18 protein-coding genes are annotated in these 17,833 nt (G+C 66.7%); 8 read left to right on the top strand and 10 right to left on the bottom strand.

Annotated elements, in window-relative coordinates; genetic code table 11:
* Positions 1-59: 59 nt before the first annotated feature.
* Positions 60-1,181, bottom strand: a complete 1,122-nt coding sequence (gene pstS / locus ACRB8A_RS01585) for a phosphate ABC transporter substrate-binding protein PstS (protein ID WP_050684191.1) — start codon at positions 1,179-1,181, stop codon at positions 60-62.
* Positions 1,182-1,414: 233 nt separating this feature from the next.
* Here pstS and ACRB8A_RS01580 point away from each other — a divergent pair, with 233 nt between their 5' ends.
* Positions 1,415-2,542, top strand: a complete 1,128-nt coding sequence (locus ACRB8A_RS01580; RefSeq protein WP_432245434.1) for an FUSC family protein — start codon at positions 1,415-1,417, stop codon at positions 2,540-2,542.
* On the opposite strand, the gene ACRB8A_RS01575 is transcribed toward ACRB8A_RS01580, so the two are convergent.
* The 4 genes from ACRB8A_RS01575 to ACRB8A_RS01560 form a co-directional block, all read right to left on the bottom strand.
* Positions 2,539-3,399, bottom strand: a complete 861-nt coding sequence (locus ACRB8A_RS01575; protein ID WP_050684189.1) for a PRD domain-containing protein — start codon at positions 3,397-3,399, stop codon at positions 2,539-2,541. The two genes, ACRB8A_RS01580 and ACRB8A_RS01575, sit on opposite strands and share 4 nt — an antisense overlap.
* A 40-nt stretch (positions 3,400-3,439) precedes the next feature.
* Positions 3,440-4,852 carry a glycoside hydrolase family 1 protein gene (locus ACRB8A_RS01570; protein ID WP_285241115.1) on the bottom strand — a complete coding sequence of 471 codons (1,413 nt, stop codon included), beginning with the start codon at positions 4,850-4,852 and terminating at the stop codon, positions 3,440-3,442.
* Between the two features lie 48 nt (positions 4,853-4,900).
* Positions 4,901-6,805, bottom strand: coding sequence for a beta-glucoside-specific PTS transporter subunit IIABC (locus ACRB8A_RS01565; protein WP_056601625.1), 1,905 nt, complete (start codon positions 6,803-6,805; stop codon positions 4,901-4,903).
* 175 nt (positions 6,806-6,980) lie between these two features.
* On the bottom strand, positions 6,981-7,568 hold the full coding sequence (locus ACRB8A_RS01560; protein ID WP_050684186.1) for a TetR/AcrR family transcriptional regulator: 588 nt from the start codon (positions 7,566-7,568) through the stop codon (positions 6,981-6,983).
* 83 nt (positions 7,569-7,651) lie between these two features.
* Here ACRB8A_RS01560 and ACRB8A_RS01555 point away from each other — a divergent pair, with 83 nt between their 5' ends.
* Positions 7,652-8,053 carry a DUF952 domain-containing protein gene (locus tag ACRB8A_RS01555; RefSeq protein WP_050684185.1) on the top strand — a complete coding sequence of 134 codons (402 nt, stop codon included), beginning with the start codon at positions 7,652-7,654 and terminating at the stop codon, positions 8,051-8,053.
* 43 nt (positions 8,054-8,096) lie between these two features.
* On the opposite strand, the gene ACRB8A_RS01550 is transcribed toward ACRB8A_RS01555, so the two are convergent.
* Positions 8,097-8,735: an ANTAR domain-containing protein gene (locus tag ACRB8A_RS01550; protein WP_056601628.1), complete on the bottom strand. Its 639-nt coding sequence runs from the start codon at positions 8,733-8,735 to the stop codon at positions 8,097-8,099.
* 170 nt (positions 8,736-8,905) lie between these two features.
* Here ACRB8A_RS01550 and radA point away from each other — a divergent pair, with 170 nt between their 5' ends.
* Positions 8,906-10,279 carry a DNA repair protein RadA gene (gene radA / locus ACRB8A_RS01545; RefSeq protein ID WP_050684183.1) on the top strand — a complete coding sequence of 458 codons (1,374 nt, stop codon included), beginning with the start codon at positions 8,906-8,908 and terminating at the stop codon, positions 10,277-10,279.
* A 30-nt stretch (positions 10,280-10,309) separates the two neighbouring features.
* On the opposite strand, the gene ACRB8A_RS01540 is transcribed toward radA, so the two are convergent.
* Complete coding sequence (locus ACRB8A_RS01540; RefSeq protein WP_056601630.1) at positions 10,310-10,570, bottom strand: hypothetical protein; 261 nt, start codon at positions 10,568-10,570, stop codon at positions 10,310-10,312.
* A gap of 117 nt (positions 10,571-10,687) precedes the next feature.
* Here ACRB8A_RS01540 and ACRB8A_RS01535 point away from each other — a divergent pair, with 117 nt between their 5' ends.
* The 5 genes from ACRB8A_RS01535 (at position 10,688) to ACRB8A_RS01515 (ending at position 15,871) form a co-directional block, all read left to right on the top strand.
* Entirely contained in the window at positions 10,688-11,158 is a 471-nt protein-coding gene (locus tag ACRB8A_RS01535; RefSeq protein ID WP_432245433.1) for an NUDIX domain-containing protein, read from the top strand.
* A 97-nt stretch (positions 11,159-11,255) separates the two neighbouring features.
* A complete protein-coding gene (locus tag ACRB8A_RS01530; protein ID WP_056601635.1) occupies positions 11,256-12,143 on the top strand; it encodes a LysR family transcriptional regulator in 888 nt (295 codons plus the stop codon).
* Positions 12,144-12,320: 177 nt separating this feature from the next.
* Complete coding sequence (kdgD, locus tag ACRB8A_RS01525; RefSeq protein WP_056601637.1) at positions 12,321-13,235, top strand: 5-dehydro-4-deoxyglucarate dehydratase; 915 nt, start codon at positions 12,321-12,323, stop codon at positions 13,233-13,235.
* 26 nt (positions 13,236-13,261) lie between these two features.
* Positions 13,262-14,872, top strand: coding sequence for an aldehyde dehydrogenase (NADP(+)) (locus tag ACRB8A_RS01520; RefSeq protein WP_432245432.1), 1,611 nt, complete (start codon positions 13,262-13,264; stop codon positions 14,870-14,872).
* A 165-nt stretch (positions 14,873-15,037) separates the two neighbouring features.
* Positions 15,038-15,871: a putative hydro-lyase gene (locus tag ACRB8A_RS01515; RefSeq protein ID WP_050683548.1), complete on the top strand. Its 834-nt coding sequence runs from the start codon at positions 15,038-15,040 to the stop codon at positions 15,869-15,871.
* A 6-nt stretch (positions 15,872-15,877) separates the two neighbouring features.
* Here ACRB8A_RS01515 and ACRB8A_RS01510 read toward each other — a convergent pair whose 3' ends face one another.
* From ACRB8A_RS01510 to ACRB8A_RS01500, 3 genes are read right to left on the bottom strand one after another with little or no spacing between them, the layout of a single operon-like run.
* Positions 15,878-16,276 carry a hypothetical protein gene (locus tag ACRB8A_RS01510; RefSeq protein WP_050683549.1) on the bottom strand — a complete coding sequence of 133 codons (399 nt, stop codon included), beginning with the start codon at positions 16,274-16,276 and terminating at the stop codon, positions 15,878-15,880.
* A complete protein-coding gene (locus ACRB8A_RS01505) occupies positions 16,266-16,850 on the bottom strand; it encodes an Asp23/Gls24 family envelope stress response protein (protein WP_285241117.1) in 585 nt (194 codons plus the stop codon). The genes ACRB8A_RS01510 and ACRB8A_RS01505 overlap by 11 nt, the downstream gene beginning before the upstream one ends.
* On the bottom strand, positions 16,841-17,569 hold the full coding sequence (locus tag ACRB8A_RS01500) for an RNA polymerase sigma factor (RefSeq protein WP_050683551.1): 729 nt from the start codon (positions 17,567-17,569) through the stop codon (positions 16,841-16,843). Before ACRB8A_RS01500 ends, ACRB8A_RS01505 begins: the two co-directional genes overlap by 10 nt.
* Between the last annotated feature and the right edge of the window lie 264 nt (positions 17,570-17,833).

Below are 17,833 nucleotides of genomic sequence, written 5' to 3'. Positions count from 1 at the left end.
ACAACCACGTTCCCCGCCCCGCTTTTTGGCGGAGCGGGGAACGTGGGGTCAATGCTTGGTTAGGACTTGACCTTGATGGACTCGATCGCCTTGGTGGCCTTCTCCGCGAGGGCGGCGGAGAGCGGCGCCGACTTGGCGGAGTCCGCTGCTGCCTGCTGGCCGGCGTCGGAAACCACGTAGTTTTCGAAGGCCTTCACCAGGTCAGCCGTTTCCTGGGTGGCGTAGGTGCTGCAGACCACGTGGTAGGAAACCAGGACCACCGGGTAGGCGCCGGCTTCAGTGGTCTTGCGGTCCAGCTTGATGGCAACGTCGGTGGCCGAGCGGCCTTCGACGGGGCTGCCTGCTTCAACGGCCTTGGCTGCTGCTTCGGCGGAGATCTTGACGAATTCCTCGCCGACCTTGATGGCGGCGGTACCCAGCTTGCCGCCCACGGCGGAGTCATCGGCGTAGGTCACGGCGCCCGGGGTGTCGGTGACGGTCTTGACCACACCGGAGGTGCCCTTGGCGTTTTCGCCCTGGAGGGCTGCGGGCCAGACGCCTGCGGACTTGTCGGTCCAGACCTCGGGGGCTGCTGCGGCCAGGTAGTCAGTGAAGTTGGACGTGGTGCCGGAGTCGTCGGAGCGGTTCACCGGGGTGACCTTGAGGTCCGGAAGCGTGGTGCCCTCGTTCAGGGCGGCGATGGCCGGATCGTTCCAGTTGGTGATTTCGCCGCGGAAGATCTTGGCGACGGTGGCGGCGTCGAGCTTGAGCTCGGTGACGTTCGGGACGTTGAAGGCCACGGCGATCGGCGAGATGTAGACGGGAATGTTGATGGCGCCGTCGGGACCGCACTGGGCCTTGGAGGCTTCGAGCTCTTCGTCCTTGAGGTAGGCGTCGGAACCGGCGAACTGGGCGGAGCCGTCGATGATGGCCTTGCGGCCTGCGCCGGAGCCATCCGGGGAGTACTGCACGGTGGCGCCGGAGTTGGCGGCGGTGAAGCCGGCCTTCCAGGCGTCCATGGCTGCGCCGGTGGAGGAGGCGCCGATGCCGGTCAGGGTGCCGGTGACCTTGGGGCCGGCTGAGGTGGAGTCGCCGGCGGGCGTGGTTCCGGTGGCGTTGTCAGAACCGCAGGCGGTGAGCGCGAGAGCGCCGGCTGCAATAACAGCGAGAGCCGCGTGGCGGCCGAAGCGAAGTGCCTTCACAGGATGTACCCCTTCCAGGGTGATTCAGGTGCGGACAGGGAACGGAGAGCCCTGCTGCGCGATGCGTACGTTCAGTACCTTCAAGAAAGCTATGGGGTGCAGGTAACGGGACGGGCGCCCCAAAGTGAACGGAGAATTAACGACCGCGGGATATTGGCTTACAACTGCCGGGTCACCATTGCGCAGATCACACTTCGGGCCGTAGTACACGCCCCCGCCATAGACTGGAACGCATGGCTTCCGCAGCAGGACTTTCAGCAGGCAGGCGGTTCCTGCACGGCCGCATCAGGACCGGGATGATCCGCAGCAGGAACTCCCTGGTCCCGGCCATCCAGATGACGGTCTGCGCGGTGGGCGCCTACGCGTTTGCCGAATACGTGCTGGGGCATTCCGGGCCGCTGTTCGCTGCCACGTCCTCGCTGCTCGCCCTGGGCTTCTCCCGCGAACCCCGGCTGCGTCGGGTGGTGGAGGTGGGGCTGGGCTGCACCATCGGCATCGCCGTGGGTGACCTGCTCCTGCACTGGCTGGGCGGCGGAATCTGGCAGGCCGCCGTCGTGCTTCTTTTCTCCATCCTCCTGGCCCGGTTCCTGGACAGCGGCACCATCTTCACCACGCAACTGGGGCTGCAGTCACTGCTGGTGGTGCTCCTGCCGGCGCCCGACGGCGGACCGTTCACCCGGAGCATCGACGCCGTAGTGGGCGGCCTCTTCGCCCTGCTGATCACGGTGCTGATTCCCAAGGATCCCCGGCGGGAACCGCGCAAGGACGTCCGGAAACTGCTGCACGAACTGGCCGAGGTGCTGCGCGAATGCGGTGACGCGCTGGCCAACAGCGATTCCACGCAGGCCTGGCACGCGCTCATCCGGGGCCGCAACTGCCAGCCGCTGGTGGACGGAATGCGCCAGTCGCTGCGGACCTCCGGCGAGGTGGCCACCCTGGCCCCCGCCTACCGCAGGCACCGCGACGAGCTGGACCGGCTGAAGGAATCGCTGGACTTCATCGACCTGGCGCTGCGCAACAGCCGGGTGTTCGCGCGCAGGCTCACCAGCGCCATCAACCACGCGGCCCTCTCCGACGAGGCCACGGAAAACATCGCCGAGGTGCTGCAGGAAACCGCTGCCGCCATCGAGGAACTCTCCCTTGGCCTGGCTGAACAGCAGGACGGTGCCCGCCGCGCACACCTGCGCACTGCCCGCCGCGACCTGAGCGAAATCGCGTTGCGCCTGCATCCTAAGCTGCTCCATGTGCAGCGGCTGGAGGGCGAAACGGTGGTGATGCTGTTCCGGCCGCTGATGGTGGACCTGCTGGAGGCCACGGGAATGGACGCGCAGGAAGCCCGGGACGTGCTGCCGGCGCTCTAGCCGGCCGTCTGCTGGGACAGGCGGAGATCGTCCGCCATCCGGGCCACATGCAGGGTGAGGTAAGTGACTTCGTCCTCGGTGAGCGGCTCCCCCAGCCGCAGTTCCAGGACCGCCTGGAGCTTCAGGGCCGTGCCGTAGGCATCCGGGTACGCCTGCCGGATGGCCAGGCCCAGTCCGGTGGCGCCTTCGGCGAGCTGCCTGCCGGTGTGGGCGCGGACAAAGAAATACCGAAGGTGCGTGATAAAGCGGGCCGCGTTCACCGTTTCCCGGTCGAAAGCCCGCCCGTAAGCCTGTTCCAGCACCTCGAACAGCTGCGCGAACACCCCTGTCATCTGGTACGTGTGGGAGAGGTCGCCACTGGCAAAACCGGCGTTCACCAGATGCAAGGCAATGGCGATGGCCTCTTCCGGCGGCAGGTTCTCCGCCAGCTGCCGGTTGACGTAGTCAACAATCTGCTGCGCCATCCGGAGTTCGTCCGGGTACAGGTGGGCCACTTCGGCCCGCAGCGGGTAGTCCATGGCCAGGCCCTGGCGGAGCCGTTTGATGGCGAAGCTCAGGTGGTCCGCGAGCGCCACCACGGTGGTGGAGTTCAGCGGCCCGGACATTCCGGCGCGGGCTATTTCCAGGGCCTGGTCCGCCAGGGCCAGGTGTTCGGGCGGGATGGCCGCCACCAGGGCGCCGAAGTTGTCCGCGTTGCGCCCATCCTCCGGGACGAACACCTGAACCACTTTGGCCTCGTCCACCTGCTGGCCGGGCTTGGCCTGGAAGCCCAGGCCGCGGCCGGTAAGGATGACTTCGCCCTTACCGGCCGCGCGGGCGAGGACGACGTTGTTGTTGAATACGCGCAACACTTCCATGTCGTCCTCCATTCTTCGTTGAGCGGGTTTCAGCGGGGTACTACTTTTTCAGGCTGGCGCCGTTCGAAGCGATGACTTCCTTGTACCAGCCGTAGGACTTCTTGGGGTAGCGGGCCAGCGAGCCGGTGCCGTCGTCGTTCCGGTCCACGTAGATGAAACCGTAGCGCTTGCTCATCTGCGCCGTCGAGGCGCTGACAATGTCGATGCAGCCCCAGGAGGTGTAGCCCAGCAGCTGGACGCCGTCCTCGATGGCTTCGCCGGCCTGGACCAGGTGGTCGTTGAAGTAGTCGATCCGGTAGTCGTCAACCACCGTCTTCCCGCCGTCGACCTCCACCAGGGTGTCCACGGCGCCGATGCCGTTCTCCACAATGAACAGCGGCTTCTGCCAGCGGTCCCAGTAGTCGTTCAGGACCACGCGGAGGCCCTGCGGATCGATCTGCCAGCCCCACTCGGAGGCCTTGAGGGTGGGGTTGGGGACGCCACCCATGATGTTGCCGGCGCCCTTGATCTTTTTGGCCGGGTCCGCTGTCTCGCAGATGCTCATGTAGTAGCTGAAGGAGACAAAGTCCACCGTGTGCTTGAGGTCTTCCCTGTCCTGGACGGTGATCTCCAGCTCGATGCCCTGGTCCCGGAACCTGCGCAGCAGGTAGCCCGGGTATTCGCCGCGGCAGTGGATGTCGCCGAACGCGTAGCTGTCCTGGGCGGTGTGCATGGCTGCCACCACGTCCGAGGGGTCCGGGGTCAGCGGGTAGGTGGGCAGCGCGATGATCATGCAGCCCACCTGCGCGGCGGGCATCAGTTCGCGGGCCAGCTTGGTGGCGCGGGCCGAGGCCACCAGTTCGTGGTGGATGGCCTGGTACAGGTCCTGCTGGGTGAGCTGGTCCTTGGGCGTGGGGATGCCGCCGGAGAGGAACGGCTCGTGGATGACCGAGTTGATCTCGTTGAACGTCAGCCAGTACTTCACCCGGGCGCCGAAGTTTTCGAACAGGGCGCGGCAGTAGTTTTCGTAGAAGCCGATCAGTTGCCGGTTGGTCCAGCCGTTGTACTTCCGGGCCAGGTGCAGGGGCGTCTCGTAGTGGCTGATGGTGACCATCGGTTCGATGCCATGCTTTTCCAGCTCGTCCAGGAGACGCGAATAGTACGCGAGGCCTTGGGCGTTGGGGCTGGCCTCATCGCCGAGGGGGAAGATGCGGCTCCAGGCGATGGAGAAGCGGAAGACCTTGAACCCCAGGTCGGCGAAGGCTGCGATGTCTTCCTCGTAGCGGTGGTAGAAGTCGATGGCCACCTGCTTGAGGTTGTCCGGGGTGGGGCCCTCGGTGGGGGTCTCGGTGATGCCCTTGGGCATCACGTCCTGGATGGAGAGGCCCTTGCCGCCCTCGTTGTACGCGCCCTCGATCTGGTTGGCGGCGGTGGCGCCGCCCCAGAGGAAGCCCTTGGGGAATGTGGTGGTCACAGTACGTTTCCTTTGCAGTGCGGGAATGGGGAAGCCGGCAGGTGCCGGTCAGACCTGGACGGTGATGGCGGTGTCGCCCTGGGCCAGGGTGCCGCCGGTGACGGCGTCCACGCTGGCGAGCTGGGCGGTGTTGGTGACCATCACCAGGGTGGTGGTGTCGTACCCGGCCGCGGCGACGGCGGCGAGGTCGACGACGGCGAGCAGGTCGCCGGCGCGGACCTGCTGGCCGCGGGTCACGGCAGCTTCGAAGCCGCGGCCGTCCAGCTGGACGGTGTCGATGCCGATGTGGACCAGGACTTCCACGCCGCTGTCCGACTTGATGCCGTAGGCGTGGCCGGTTTTCATGGCCGCCTTGATGGAGCCTGAGATCGGGGCGTAGATGCGGCCGTCGGCCGGGATGATGCCCAGGCCCTTGCCCATGGCGCCGGAGGCGAAGACCTTGTCCTGCACGTCGGCCAGGGCGATTGCCTGCCCGGCGACCGGGGCGATGATATCCACGGCGCCGGTGACCGCTGCAGCCGGGACGGGCAAAGCCGCCTCCAGCGCAGCCTCTGCGGGCGACGGGCCGGAAGTGCCGGCGTCGGCCGATTCAGGCGCCGCTGCTTCGCGGGGGCCGAAGAAGAAGGTCAGGGCGAAGGCGATGGCAACGGCGACGCCGGTGCCGGCGAGCTGCAGGCCGAAGTTGCCCACCGTTCCGAACGCGGGCAGGCCCAGCAGTGACGGGAAGACAAACGCGGTGGCGCCGCTGCCGCCTGCTGCTGCGATGGCGCCGCCCACCACACCGCCGGCGATACCGAAGTAGAACGGCTTCTTCAGCGGCAGGTTGACGCCGTAGATGCCGGGTTCGGTGATACCGGCCAGGAAACCGGAGAGCGCTGCGGGGCCGGCTACCGCGCGGCGGGCCTTGTTGTGGGTGCGGAACATTACCGCGAGGGTGGCTGCAGCCTGGGCCAGGACCGCGGCCACCAGGGGACCCATGAGGAGGGAGTAGCCCTGGGTGCTGATTTCGTTGAGCATGCCCGGAACCAGGCCCCAGTGCAGGCCGAAGAGGACAAAAACCTGCCAGAATCCGCCCATGATGCCGCCGGCGAGCCAGGGGGCGAAGGTGAAGGCGGCGTTGATGCCGGAGGAGAGGCCCTGCGCGGCGAAGGTGGTGACGGGGCCAACGGTGAGCAGGATCAGCGGGACCATCACAACGATGGTGAGCAGCGGGGTGGTGAAGTTCCGGATGGCGGCGGGGAGCACGCGGATCAGGAAACGCTCCAGGTAGCCCTGCAGCCAGACGGCCACGATGATGGGGATGACGGAGCTGGTGTAGTTCATCATCACCATGGGGATGCCGGCGAAGCTCAGGGGTTCCGTCGCGGCGGCGAGGGCCACGATGCTGGGGTAGACCAGGGCGCCGGCGATGGCCATGGAGGTGAACTGGTTGGCCTTGAACCGCTTGGCTGCGGTGACGGCCAGGAAGACCGGCAGGAAGTAGAACAAGGAATCCGCTGCCGCTGCCAGGACGATGCTGGTCTGCGAAACGGGGTCCAGCCAGCCCAGCTGGGTGGCCAGGCTGTGGAAGGCCTTGAGCAGGCCGGCGCCGGCGAGGGGCCAGATGATGGGTGAGAAGATCGCGGAGATCATGTCGATGAATCGGTTGAACAGGTTGCCCTGCGGGGCGGCTTCCTGCTCCTGCGCGCTGTCATCGCCGAGCCGGGTCAGCTTGCCCAGTTCCGCGTAGACGGTGGGGACGTTGTCGCCGATGACCACCTGGTACTGGCCGCCGGCCTTCATCACCGTGATGACGCCGGGCAGCTTCTCCACTGCCGGGGTATCCGCTTTGGATTCGTCCCGCAGCTTGAGCCGGAGCCGGGTGGCGCAGTGCGTGGCGCTGGCGATGTTGGCTTCGCCACCCACCCCCTCGAGGATATCTCCGGCCAACGACCGGTAGTCCACATTTGCCATCTCAGACCTCTCTGTCTATTTTTGGGCACAAAAAAAGACCCGAGATGCACGGAGTGTGCTTCTCAGGTCTTGCCTCGTTGCCGAGTAACAATCCTGTAGGCGAAATCGCCTTCGGGACCTGACTATACAGGCTGGCGGAAGCTGCGGGCAAGTGCTTTTCCGGTTGGAATACGGTTTATGCGGCGTCCGGGCAGATGAGGGCCAGGGCGCGGCGCGCGTGGGCCCGCGCCTGCTCCTGGTCGGGTGCCGGCGCCAGGCCGAGGAGCCGCCGGCGGTGCGCCTCGCCAAGCAGCAGCGTGTAGAGCGCTTCGGCGGCCTCCCGGGGGGCTGGCGATGGGGTCCGCTCAATCAGCGCGGCCAGGAAGCTGATGGACCGCTGCGGACCGTGCCGGTAGAAGGCCGCAGCCAATCCGGGGAGGCGGGGTGCCTCCGCGATGACCATCCGGTGCAGCGTCACGGCGTCATCCGAATGCAGGCTCTCCACAATCCGCGCGGCCGCCTCCGCCAGGGAAGTTTCCGGCTCCAGCGCCTGCGCCAGGTACGCGTGCTGGCGGTCCACCGCGGCGGTGAACAGCCCCTCCTTGTCCGTGAAATAGGCGTAGATGGTGCGCTTGGTAACCCCGGCCTGATCCGCCAGCGCGTCCAGGGATGTCCCCGCAAAACCGCAGTGGCCAAAGAGCCGGATGGCCAGATCGAGGATCCGCTGCTGCCGCTCTGCCCGTTCGCCGGCGCTCGGCCTGCCGCGCTTGCGTTCCAGTTCCATGCACCGCTCCTTCACTTTGGCTGCAGTAGCGATTCTACGCACTTAATGACACGATGGCGTTTCATTACGAGGAAGGATTCATCATGAGCGGACAGCGCCTGGTCCATGTGGCCATCGAGGATGACTGGGAGGCCTGCGCCCGCTTCGGCGAATACGACGTGGCAACCCGCGCCACCATGTTTGATGACACCGGCTTCATCCACGCCGCCACCGCCTCGCAGCTGGCCTGGGCACTGACGGGGACCTATGCGGACCTGGCCATTCCGCTGGTCCTGGTGGTGCTCGACGAGGAAGCGCTGGCCGCGGAGGGCGTCGCCGTCGCCTGGGATCCGGAAGGGCCGGCCGACGGCGGGACACCCCCGGTGCCACGCCTCCTCGGCGCGATTCCCACGGAGTCCGCGGCAGTGGTGGCCCGGGTTCCGCTGGAGCGGGCCGGCGACCGGTGGCTGGTCCCGGACCTGGCGGGCCTTGGCGTCCGACCCTAGTTCCTGCGGAGGCGGGCTGGTTTGCTGCGTTGACGTGTGGGCCCTACTGGAGCAGCGGGTGATCCGGTGTTGTCCCGCTTGCGGCGGAAGCGGTGGCACGCTCGATGATTTCGAGGGCGATCACGGACACCTTGCGGTTTGATTCGTTGCTCAACTGGCTCATGAGGGCGTATGCCCCGTCCGCATCGACGCCGGTGCGGCCCATCAGAATGCCCTTGGCCTGCTCAATCGCCGCCCTGCTGCGGGCTGATGCGGCAACGGCCTCCGTGGCGAGCTGGTGACGGTCCGTGTGAATCGATTGGGTCAGGTCCGCCACAACGCCCCACACGCCAACCGGCGCATCTCCCTCAAGGATGTAGTCCGCGGAAAACAACAACTTGTGCTGACGGTTTTTGGCGTCGCGGATGGAGAGGTAAATCGATGCGGGTCCCCCCACGGAGGCAACATGATCCCAATACGCCAGGACTGTCGGGCGGTCTGCAGGCTCGATGTGGGCGAGCGCCATGTCCATCGAGGGAACAATCTCCCCTTTTTCGTATCCATAGATACGGTACAGCCCGGCCGACCAGTGGAAGACGCCTTCCGCGAAGTAATACCTGACGGTCCCTGTGGGGCAGTCCAGGAAAGTGTTGTGCGGCGTCACGGGGGTCCGCTGGTCTGCTGTTTCGCTGCTGGATGTCACTGATGGGCCATTCGACGGGCTTAGTCCCGGCCCCTGCTGGACCGCGAACTTCAAGGAATAGATTAGCGGCTCTTTTACCCGCCGGTGCAGTCTCCATCCGGCCAATCATGGGCTCGCGGTGACGTCCTGCAGGTACGGGGATGTCGGTGCCCGCGGCTAGGGTTGGACGCATGGCAACAAAGACTTCCCGGGCGTCCAAGGCGCCAGCCTACAAATGCGCCGAATGCGGCTGGACCACCGTCAAATGGGTGGGTCGCTGCGGCGAATGCCAGGCGTGGGGATCCGTGGAGGAAACCGGCGCGGCGGTGGCCCGGACCACGGCCGCCACCACGGTTCTGGAACCGGCACGGCGCATCGCCGACGTCGATGCCACCACTGCCGCGTTCCTCCCCACCGGCGTGGACGAGTTGGACAGGGTGCTGGGCGGCGGCCTGGTTCCGGGCGCCGTCATCCTGCTGGCGGGCGAGCCCGGCGTCGGCAAATCCACCCTGCTCCTGGACGTGGCGGCCAAATTTGCCCGCACCGCCCAGGACGTCCTGTACGTGACGGGTGAGGAGTCCGCGGCGCAGGTGAAGCTCCGCGCGGAGCGGATCGACGCCGTCGCCGAATCCCTGTACCTCTCGGCGGAGACGGACCTTGGCCAGGCGCTGGGACAGGTCGAGAAAATCGAGCCGCGGCTGCTGATTGTTGACTCGGTCCAGACACTGAGCAGTGCGGACGTGGACGGCAGCGCCGGCGGCGTGTCCCAGGTCCGCGAAGTGGCAGCCTCCATCATCGCCGCAGCCAAACGGCGCAACATGACCACCCTCCTGGTTGGCCATGTCACCAAGGACGGCTCCATCGCCGGCCCCCGCCTGCTGGAGCACCTGGTGGATGTGGTGTGCCAGTTCGAAGGTGAACGTCATTCCCGGCTGAGGCTGCTGCGCGCCGTCAAGAACCGCTACGGCCCCACGGACGACGTCGGCTGCTTCGACCTCAACGAAAACGGCATCGAGGGCCTCACCGATCCCAGCGGACTGTTTGTCAGCCGCACCAAGGAACCCGTGTCCGGCACCTGCATCACCGTCACCATGGAAGGCAGGCGTCCGCTGCTGGCTGAGGTGCAGTCCCTGCTGGCCGAAAGCCCCAACTCCCAGCCGCGCCGGGCCACCAGCGGGCTGGACAGCTCGCGGGTGTCAATGCTGCTTGCCGTCCTCCAGCAACGCGCCGGCTGCCTGCTCCACAAGGACGATTCCTACGTGGCCACCGTGGGTGGCGTGAAGCTCAGCGAGCCTGCCACGGACCTTGCCGTGGCGTTGGCCGTGGCGTCGGCGAAGGCCCGGAAACCCTTGCCCATCCGGCTGATTGCCTTTGGCGAGGTGGGGTTGGCGGGTGAAGTCCGCCCTGTTCCCGGTATCAACCAGCGGATCCAGGAGGCGCACCGGCTGGGCTTCACGCATGCCGTGGTGCCGGCAAGCCACAACGGGCCCGGTCCTGTACCGCCGGGCTTCTCCGTGCGGGAAGTGGAGCACCTGACCGAGGCCTTGAGCCTGCTCATCGGCTAGCGGCAGCCTGGTGTCCGGCCGCCCACGCCGTCACGACTGCCGCGGCTGGTCCGGGGATTCGTCCGCGAAGAGCCAACCGGAGACGTCGTCCCGCAGCACCACCAGGGTTCCACCGGTGGAGCTCACGTTGCCGGTGGACACGTAGTAGCCGCGCCCGGCGCCCGGTCCCCCGGCCGCCCGGTCGATGGCTTCAAGCAGGTGCCGCGGCAGGTGCCCCTGCGGGCCCAGGTTGCGGAGCTCGGTGTGCTCCTCCGGCGTCAGCCGGCCCAATACGTTCTCGATGCTGGCCATGATGGGTCCCTTCGAGCAAAGTGCCTGAGGGCTTAACCTAGATCAGCGCCATGAATTCGGGGTTAACGCCGGACGGCGGATCAGGGCCGGCCGCGCGCCGGCACAGGGAGGAGCCAGATGCCGGTCCGAAGTGCGGGGATCCTGCTCTACCGGCGGGACAGTGCCGCCGGCCTGGAGGTCTGGATCGGCCACATGGGCGGCCCCTTCTGGGCCCGGAAGGACGCCCATGCCTGGTCCATCCCGAAAGGCGAATACACCCCGGACGAAGACCCGCTGGCGGCCACGCTGCGGGAATTTGCGGAGGAGATGGGGACGGACGCACCGGACGCCGAGTACCGCCTCCTGGGGGAATTCCGCCAGTCCAGCGGGAAGATCATCACCGTGTTTGTCGCCGAACATGACTTCAACCCCGGAATTATCGCCAGCAACACCTTCCCGTTGGAATGGCCCAGGGGTTCGGGCACCATCCGGGATTTCCCGGAGATCGACGATGCCCGCTGGTTTTCCCTCGAAGAGGCCCGGCTGAAGCTGGTCAAGGGCCAGCTTCAGGTCCTGGATGCGCTGGTGGAGCTGGCCCGGCTGGATTGACGCGCGGACCGCCCGCCCGCCCGCCGCCGCCGCCGCCGCCGCCAGATATGATGCCTCCAAGGATTTGGCCGTACACCGTTGATACCCGGAAGGCATTATGTTCACCTTCGACCAGCTGGCAGGGTTCGTCGCCGTCGCCGAGGAACTGCACTTCGGCAGGGCCGCCGAACGCCTGAACATGACGCAACCGCCCTTGAGCCGCCAGATCCAGAAACTGGAGGGGATCGTCGGCACCGAGTTGCTGGAGCGGGACAACCGGAAGGTGCAGCTGACCCCCGCCGGGCTGACGTTCCTTGACGAGGCGCGCCGCCTGATCACGCTGGCTGAGCGGGCTCCTGCCACAGCCCGGAGAATCGCTTCCGGTCGTTCCGGGGTCCTGCGGATCGGGTTCACGGCGGCCGGCGGCTTCAGCGTCCTGGGCCCACTCCTGGAGCAGATCTCCGGCATCATTCCGGACGTGGACATCGAACTGCAGGAACTGGTGACCGGCGAGCAGCTGGACGGACTGCTGACCGGCGAACTGGACCTGGGCCTGGCGCGCCCGCCCTTTGACAGCCGGACCTTCGATTCGCGGTTGCTCTCCCACGAAGCCGTGATGCTGGCGGTCCCGGCCGGGCACCCCCTGACGGCGCTGGACCGGCCCATCGGGCCGGAAGACTTCAGTCACGAGGCGCTGATCATGCACTCCCCCACGCAAGCCCGCTACTTCTACGACCTGGTGGTCCGGCTCCTGCCCATCCGCCACGGCAATGTGGTGCACACCGTCAGCCAGATTGTGACGATGGTTTCGCTGGTGGCGGCCAAGCGCGGGGTGGCGCTTGTCCCCTCCTCCGCCACGGTGCTGGGCATCAGCGGCGTCGAGTTCCTTCCCTTGGCGCCCGCACCCGGCAACCAGGTGGAGCTGTACGCCTTGTGGAACCGGAAGGTCAGCAATCCGGCATTGTCACGGCTGCTGCAGGACCTGGAGTTCGACGCCGGCCCGTAGCCCAGCGCGGGCCGCACCGCCCAGTCCTGGTCAGCTAAGCCGTCTGACATCGTAGATACCTGCAAGGTATCAATCTATCCATTAAAAATCTTGGACAGGCATCAAAAGCATTCCTAGGCTGAAGGGAGAAAACAGCCCTCCGCCGGCCAGCCGGCGCCGCAATCAAAGGAACACACCATGGCCAAGTACACCCCCCAGGAACTCGCCGCAACACTCAAGGAGGGACTGCTCTCCTTCCCCGTCACGTCCTTCGACGCCGAGCTGGCGTTCGACGAGGAAAACTACCGTAAGCACCTTGCCTGGCAGGCCAGCTTTCCCGTTGCCGGCCTGTTCGCTGCAGGCGGCACGGGCGAAGGATTCTCCCTGACCCCGGCGGAATCGGCACGCGTGGTGCGTACCGCCGTCGACGAAGTGGGTTCACTGGTTCCCGTCCTCGCCTCGGCCGGCGGCTCCACGGCCCAGGCCATCGAGAACGCGCAAGCCGCCGAGGCCGCAGGGGCCGACGGGATCCTGGTGCTTCCCCCCTACCTCACCGAGGCGGACCAGGCTGGACTGGCCGAGCACGTCAGCGCCATCTGCAGGTCCACCTCACTGGGCGTCATCATCTACAACCGCGCCAACGCGATCTACAAGGACACCACGGTGGCCCTCCTGGCGGACCGGCACGAGAACCTGATCGGCTTCAAAGACGGCGTGGGCGACCTGGAGCACGACGCCCGGGTTTACGCCAAGCTTGGCGACCGGCTCTTCTACCTGGGCGGACTCCCCACGGCGGAGACGTTCGCACTTCCCCTGCTGCAGCTGGGCATGAGCACCTACTCGAGCGCCATGTACAACTTTGTCCCGCAGTTTGCCCTGGATTTCTACCGGGACGTCCGCAACAACGACCGTGCCGCCGTGAACCGGAAGCTCAACGACTTTGTTATCCCGTACCTGGATATCAGGGACCGCGTGAAGGGCTACTCCGTGTCCATCGTCAAGGGCGGCCTGGACGCGGTGGGCCGTTCGGCAGGCCCGGTCCGCACCCCGCTGCAGAACCTGGCGCCGCAGGACCTCGCGGACCTCAAAGCCCTCATCGCCACCCTCTCCTGACCACCTTCCTTCTAGGAGTAAATACCGTGACACTCACCGGACATTCCCTGATCGCCGGCCGGCCTGTCGTCGGCGGCGGCAAAACCGCTTTCGGTTTCAATCCCGCCACGAATGAGCAGCTCGAGCCCGCGTATTCGCTGATCACCGAGGAACAGCTGACGACGGCGACCTCCGCCGCCGCTGACGCGTACCCCTCCTTCAGCACCCTGGACCCCGAAACCCACGCCGCCTTCCTCGAAGCGATCGCGGACAACATCGAAGCCATCGGCGAAGACCTCATCACCCGCGCCACCCAGGAAACCGGCCTCCCCACCGTCCGCCTCACCGGCGAACGCGCCCGCACCACCGGCCAGCTCCGGCTCTTCGCTGCAGTGGTCCGCCAGGGCGATTTCCGCGGCATCCGCATCGACCCGGCCCTTCCGGACCGCACCCCCGCACCCCGGGCGGACATCCGCCAACGCCAAATCCCGCTGGGCCCCGTCGCCGTCTTCGGTGCCAGCAATTTCCCGCTCGCCTTCTCGACGGCGGGTGGTGACACCGCCTCCGCCCTCGCCGCCGGCTGCCCCGTGGTGTTCAAGGCCCACAACGCCCACCCCGGCACCAGCGAACTCGTGGGCCAGGCCATTGTTAAGGCCGTCAAGGACACCGGCCTGCACCCCGGCGTGTTCTCCCTCATCTACGGCCCCGGCGCCAGCATCGGCCAAGCCCTCGTGGCCGACCCCAACATCAAAGCCGTCGGCTTCACCGGCTCCCAGGCCGCCGGCACCGCCCTGACCCGGACCGCCGCCAACCGCCCCGAACCCATCCCCGTCTACGCCGAAATGTCCTCCCTGAACCCCGTCATCGTCTTCGAAGGCGCCCTCACCGGCCCCACCGCCGACATCGACACCCTCGCCCAGCAGTATGTCACCGCGGTCACCGGCAGCTCAGGCCAGCTCTGCACCTCCCCCGGACTGCTCTTCGCCCCCACCGGCGACGCAGGCGATAAGTTCGCCGCCGCCGTCGGCCGCGCCATCACCACCTGCGCCGGGCAAACCATGCTCACCGAAAGCATCGCCGGATCCTGGCACACCGGAGCCCAGGCCCTGGGCTCCGCGGACGGCGTCACCGTCCTCGGAAAAGGCGCCGACGGCCAAACCCGCAACGCCCCCGCCCCGGCCATCTACGCGACCCAGGTCAAGGACTTCCTCACCAACGAAATCCTGCACCAGGAAATCTTCGGCGCAGCCTCCCTGGTTATCCGCTACACCACCACCGAAGACCTCCTCGACGCAATCACCCGCCTCGAAGGCCAACTCACCGCCACCCTTCACCTCACCGACCACGACTACCCCACCGCCGCGCCCCTCATCCCCGCCCTCGAACAAAAAGTCGGCCGCATCATCGTCAACGGCTGGCCCACCGGCGTCGAAGTAGGCCACGCCATGGTCCACGGCGGCCCCTACCCCGCGACCTCCGATACCCGCACCACCTCCGTCGGCACCCTCGCCATCAACCGCTTCCTCCGCCCCGTCGCCTACCAAAACCTCCCCACCGAACTCCTCCCCACCCCCCTCCACAACACCAACCCCTGGCACCTCAACCGCCTCATCAACGGCCAACCCACACTGGCGGAAAAGGCCGCCGTGGACGCCTAAGCAGGACGGGAGGGCGGCGACGGCGGGTACCCTGCCGCCGTCGTTCTCTCTGCCGACGCGTCACGGCGTTCAAATATTGTTCAACAATCTATTGCGTGCTTTGCAGACAGTCACTAAGCTGGAATGGCACCGTGACCCGGATCACCGCCAGCTGGATGGAACACCATGAACCGCACGCAGCCCGCCGCAACCGCCTCCCTGGCCAGCGCCGTCCCCCAGCATCCCGCCGGCCTGGCCCCTGCCGCAGCCCGCGCCCTGTTCAGGGCCGGCCTGGTGGCACCCACGGCCGGCTGGAGCGCCGGCTATGCGCAGGCCAACCTGATTATCGTGCCCAAGGCCCAGGCCTTCGACGTGCTGCTGTTTGCGCAGCGGAACCCGAAGCCCTGCCCCATCCTGGGGGTGCTGGACGCCGGTGAAACCAGCGGCGCGCTGCTTGCCGGCGGAGACATCCGCACCGACGTTGCCCGGTATGTGGTGTACCAAAACGGCATCAAGACAGCCGAGCCCACCCATCTCCTCGATTACTGGCGCGAGGACCTGGTGACTTTCATTGTGGGCTGCAGCTTCACGTTTGAAGCCGCCCTGCAGGAAGGTGGCATCCGCGTGGCCCACATCGATCAGGGGGTCAACGTGCCAATGTACCGGACGTCCCTCCGATGCGAGCCTGCCGGCGGGATGTCCGGGCCCATGGTGGTGTCGATGCGGCCCATCCCCGCTTCCCAGGTGGCCGACGCCGTGAGGATCACCTCCCGGTATCCGGCAGTCCACGGCGCCCCGGTGCACGTGGGCAACCCCGCGGAACTGGGAATTACCGACCTCTCCCGGCCCCACTTCGGCGATCCGGTGGAGATCCCCGAGGGCCATATCCCGGTCTTCTGGGCCTGCGGCGTCACCCCACAGGCTGCCGTGATGGAATCAGGGCCACCACTGGCGATCGGCCACGCGCCGGGACATATGCTGATCACCGATGCCCGGGACAGTTCCTACCTGGTGCCCTGACCGGGGTCAGTGTCCGGGGCTGGCTTCGATGGCCAGGATGGTGACGTCCACGCCGCCCACGCGCAGCCCGTTGCGGCGGATCGTATCTGCGATGATTTCCTGGGCGTGTTCCGCCAGGCCAAGGGCCCGGTGGTCAATTGCGGTGGCGATATCGGCCTGGACGTGGACCAGGCCGTCGTCAACAGTGATGTGCAGCCCGTCCCTCGTGGCCGTTGATGTTTGGCCGCCCGCGGCTTCGGTATCCTGGCGCAACACCTTCGAGGTGATTTTGAACTTCTGCATAACGCTGCGCACCGTAGGTTCGAGCCGGAGCAGCCCGGGTTGGCTGAGGAGGGCAGCCGTCAGCGCATCCGCGAGGACATCGAGGTTGACCACCCGGGCGTCCAGTGGCTGGTCAGAGATCATAAAGGTCCTCCACAATGATATTGATCGAGCCGACGAGCAGTGCTGTCTGGGCTTCCACCACGGCGCCGACGCGTTCGCGTACCTGCGCCAGGGTGTCCGGGATCCGCACTGTCGAAGCCAACGCCACCTGCAGTTCGACGGTAAGTTGGGTTCCCTCGGGGACCGGAACACCGGTGGTCCCTGGTTGCATGGGGGCTATGGAGCACCGCCGGGCGCGGACCCCGGGAAGGGTGGACGCGGCGAAACGGATCAGCGCTGTCAACGCCTGCTCGCTGATGTCGATCCTGCCGAGCGGGGTGTCCTTGAGGGCTGTTTTGCGGCCGCGCCGGATTTCCGCACGGGCAACCATCATCACCGCCTCCTTCACCCGGTTACCCGGCTGAAGTGACGGCTCCGTCCGGTCACGCTCGCGCATTGATTCAGTGACACTGGCCAGGTGGTAGAGGGCGTTGCGTGCGCTCTGGCAGTCCGGGCAGGAGAGCTCATGGCTGGTGGGTGGTTCGTCGATGGTGGCCCAGAACTCATCAAGGTCACGTCCGCATCCCAGCCGGGGACGGTCACTGTTCATCGCCATGGTTCCATCCCCTCTGCAAGGAAGCGTTTGGCCCGTGCAATCCGGCCCCTGACGGTACTCTCCGGGAGCTGCACTATTGCCGCAATCTCCCGGTATGAGAATTCATGGACTTCCTTGAGCAGCCAGCAAGCCCTGGGCCCGGGCGGCACCGTCTGCAGCAAATCCGACAGTGCCCGCATCTGCGCCTGGTTCTCGTACTCCTTCGCAGGATCGGCGCCGGCCCCTTGTCCGATACTAGCGTGGGCGCCCGCAGTGGTGTCTTGTCCCGCGTCGCCCCGGTCCCCGGCCACGCCGGCCTGGCCGGTTCCCGCGGGTGGGCGGCCCTTCCGGCGGCGGAGCAGGTCCAGGCATTTATTGGTGGCCGTCCGGTACAGCCAGGGAACGAACGCCTGCGGGACCGTGAGGTTGGGCAGGGCCCGCCACGCGCTGATGAACGTCTCCTGGACCAGGTCCTCCGCTTCGGTCCTGTCGTCAAGCATCCGCAGGCACAACCGGAACAGGCCACCCTGATAGGCGTTCAGAAGCCATTCAAAGGCTTCAACGTCCCCGTCCTGCGCCCTGGAAACGACCGTCAGGGCATCAAGTTCGTCCAGCGGCGTCCACACCCCGTCGTCCCAGCCGTTCGCCGGGTCCCGCGGTTCTGCACCGAAGGGGGCGGGCACTTCCGGCGGCACGGGATGCAGGTCAGCCTGCAGGTCCGGCTCCGTTGTCTCGTCCATGTGTTCTCTTCCTCGACCGCTTGCCGCTAAACGATCCCCCGTGGCCGGCGTTCCCTGATCAGCAGGCAGCAGGCCACCACCAGCATAAGGTAAGCAGCCTGCCTAACCGGCCGGACCGGTTCAACGGGCACCGGAGGGGATTCCGGGGCTCCCCTTCCGGGGCCGGAAAAAGAATTTGAGAAATTTACCAAACAGGCCGTGAGGATTGCCCACCGGTTGCGTCTTTATCTGTGTACGCAAAAAACTTTGAAGGAGACCGGATTC

Origin of the sequence: Arthrobacter sp. G.S.26, from assembly GCF_050847375.1 — a bacterium.
Lineage (GTDB): Bacteria > Actinomycetota > Actinomycetes > Actinomycetales > Micrococcaceae > Arthrobacter.
Note: the sequence above shows the minus strand (reverse complement) of the source record. Positions and strands in the feature narration are given on the sequence as shown.

Coding starts and splice junctions, on each gene's coding strand:
- kdgD (WP_056601637.1), top strand. CDS start 12,321: ATGGCCAAGTACACCCCCCAGGAACTCGCCGCAACACTCAAGGAGGGA.
- ACRB8A_RS01565 (WP_056601625.1), bottom strand. CDS start 6,805: ATGGCAAATGTGGACTACCGGTCGTTGGCCGGAGATATCCTCGAGGGG.
- ACRB8A_RS01575 (WP_050684189.1), bottom strand. CDS start 3,399: ATGGAAGTGTTGCGCGTATTCAACAACAACGTCGTCCTCGCCCGCGCG.
- ACRB8A_RS01555 (WP_050684185.1), top strand. CDS start 7,652: ATGAGCGGACAGCGCCTGGTCCATGTGGCCATCGAGGATGACTGGGAG.
- ACRB8A_RS01500 (WP_050683551.1), bottom strand. CDS start 17,569: ATGGACGAGACAACGGAGCCGGACCTGCAGGCTGACCTGCATCCCGTG.
- ACRB8A_RS01510 (WP_050683549.1), bottom strand. CDS start 16,276: ATGATCTCTGACCAGCCACTGGACGCCCGGGTGGTCAACCTCGATGTC.
- ACRB8A_RS01535 (WP_432245433.1), top strand. CDS start 10,688: ATGCCGGTCCGAAGTGCGGGGATCCTGCTCTACCGGCGGGACAGTGCC.
- ACRB8A_RS01580 (WP_432245434.1), top strand. CDS start 1,415: ATGGCTTCCGCAGCAGGACTTTCAGCAGGCAGGCGGTTCCTGCACGGC.
- ACRB8A_RS01505 (WP_285241117.1), bottom strand. CDS start 16,850: ATGGCGATGAACAGTGACCGTCCCCGGCTGGGATGCGGACGTGACCTT.
- ACRB8A_RS01530 (WP_056601635.1), top strand. CDS start 11,256: ATGTTCACCTTCGACCAGCTGGCAGGGTTCGTCGCCGTCGCCGAGGAA.
- ACRB8A_RS01515 (WP_050683548.1), top strand. CDS start 15,038: ATGAACCGCACGCAGCCCGCCGCAACCGCCTCCCTGGCCAGCGCCGTC.
- ACRB8A_RS01540 (WP_056601630.1), bottom strand. CDS start 10,570: ATGGCCAGCATCGAGAACGTATTGGGCCGGCTGACGCCGGAGGAGCAC.
- radA (WP_050684183.1), top strand. CDS start 8,906: ATGGCAACAAAGACTTCCCGGGCGTCCAAGGCGCCAGCCTACAAATGC.
- ACRB8A_RS01560 (WP_050684186.1), bottom strand. CDS start 7,568: ATGGAACTGGAACGCAAGCGCGGCAGGCCGAGCGCCGGCGAACGGGCA.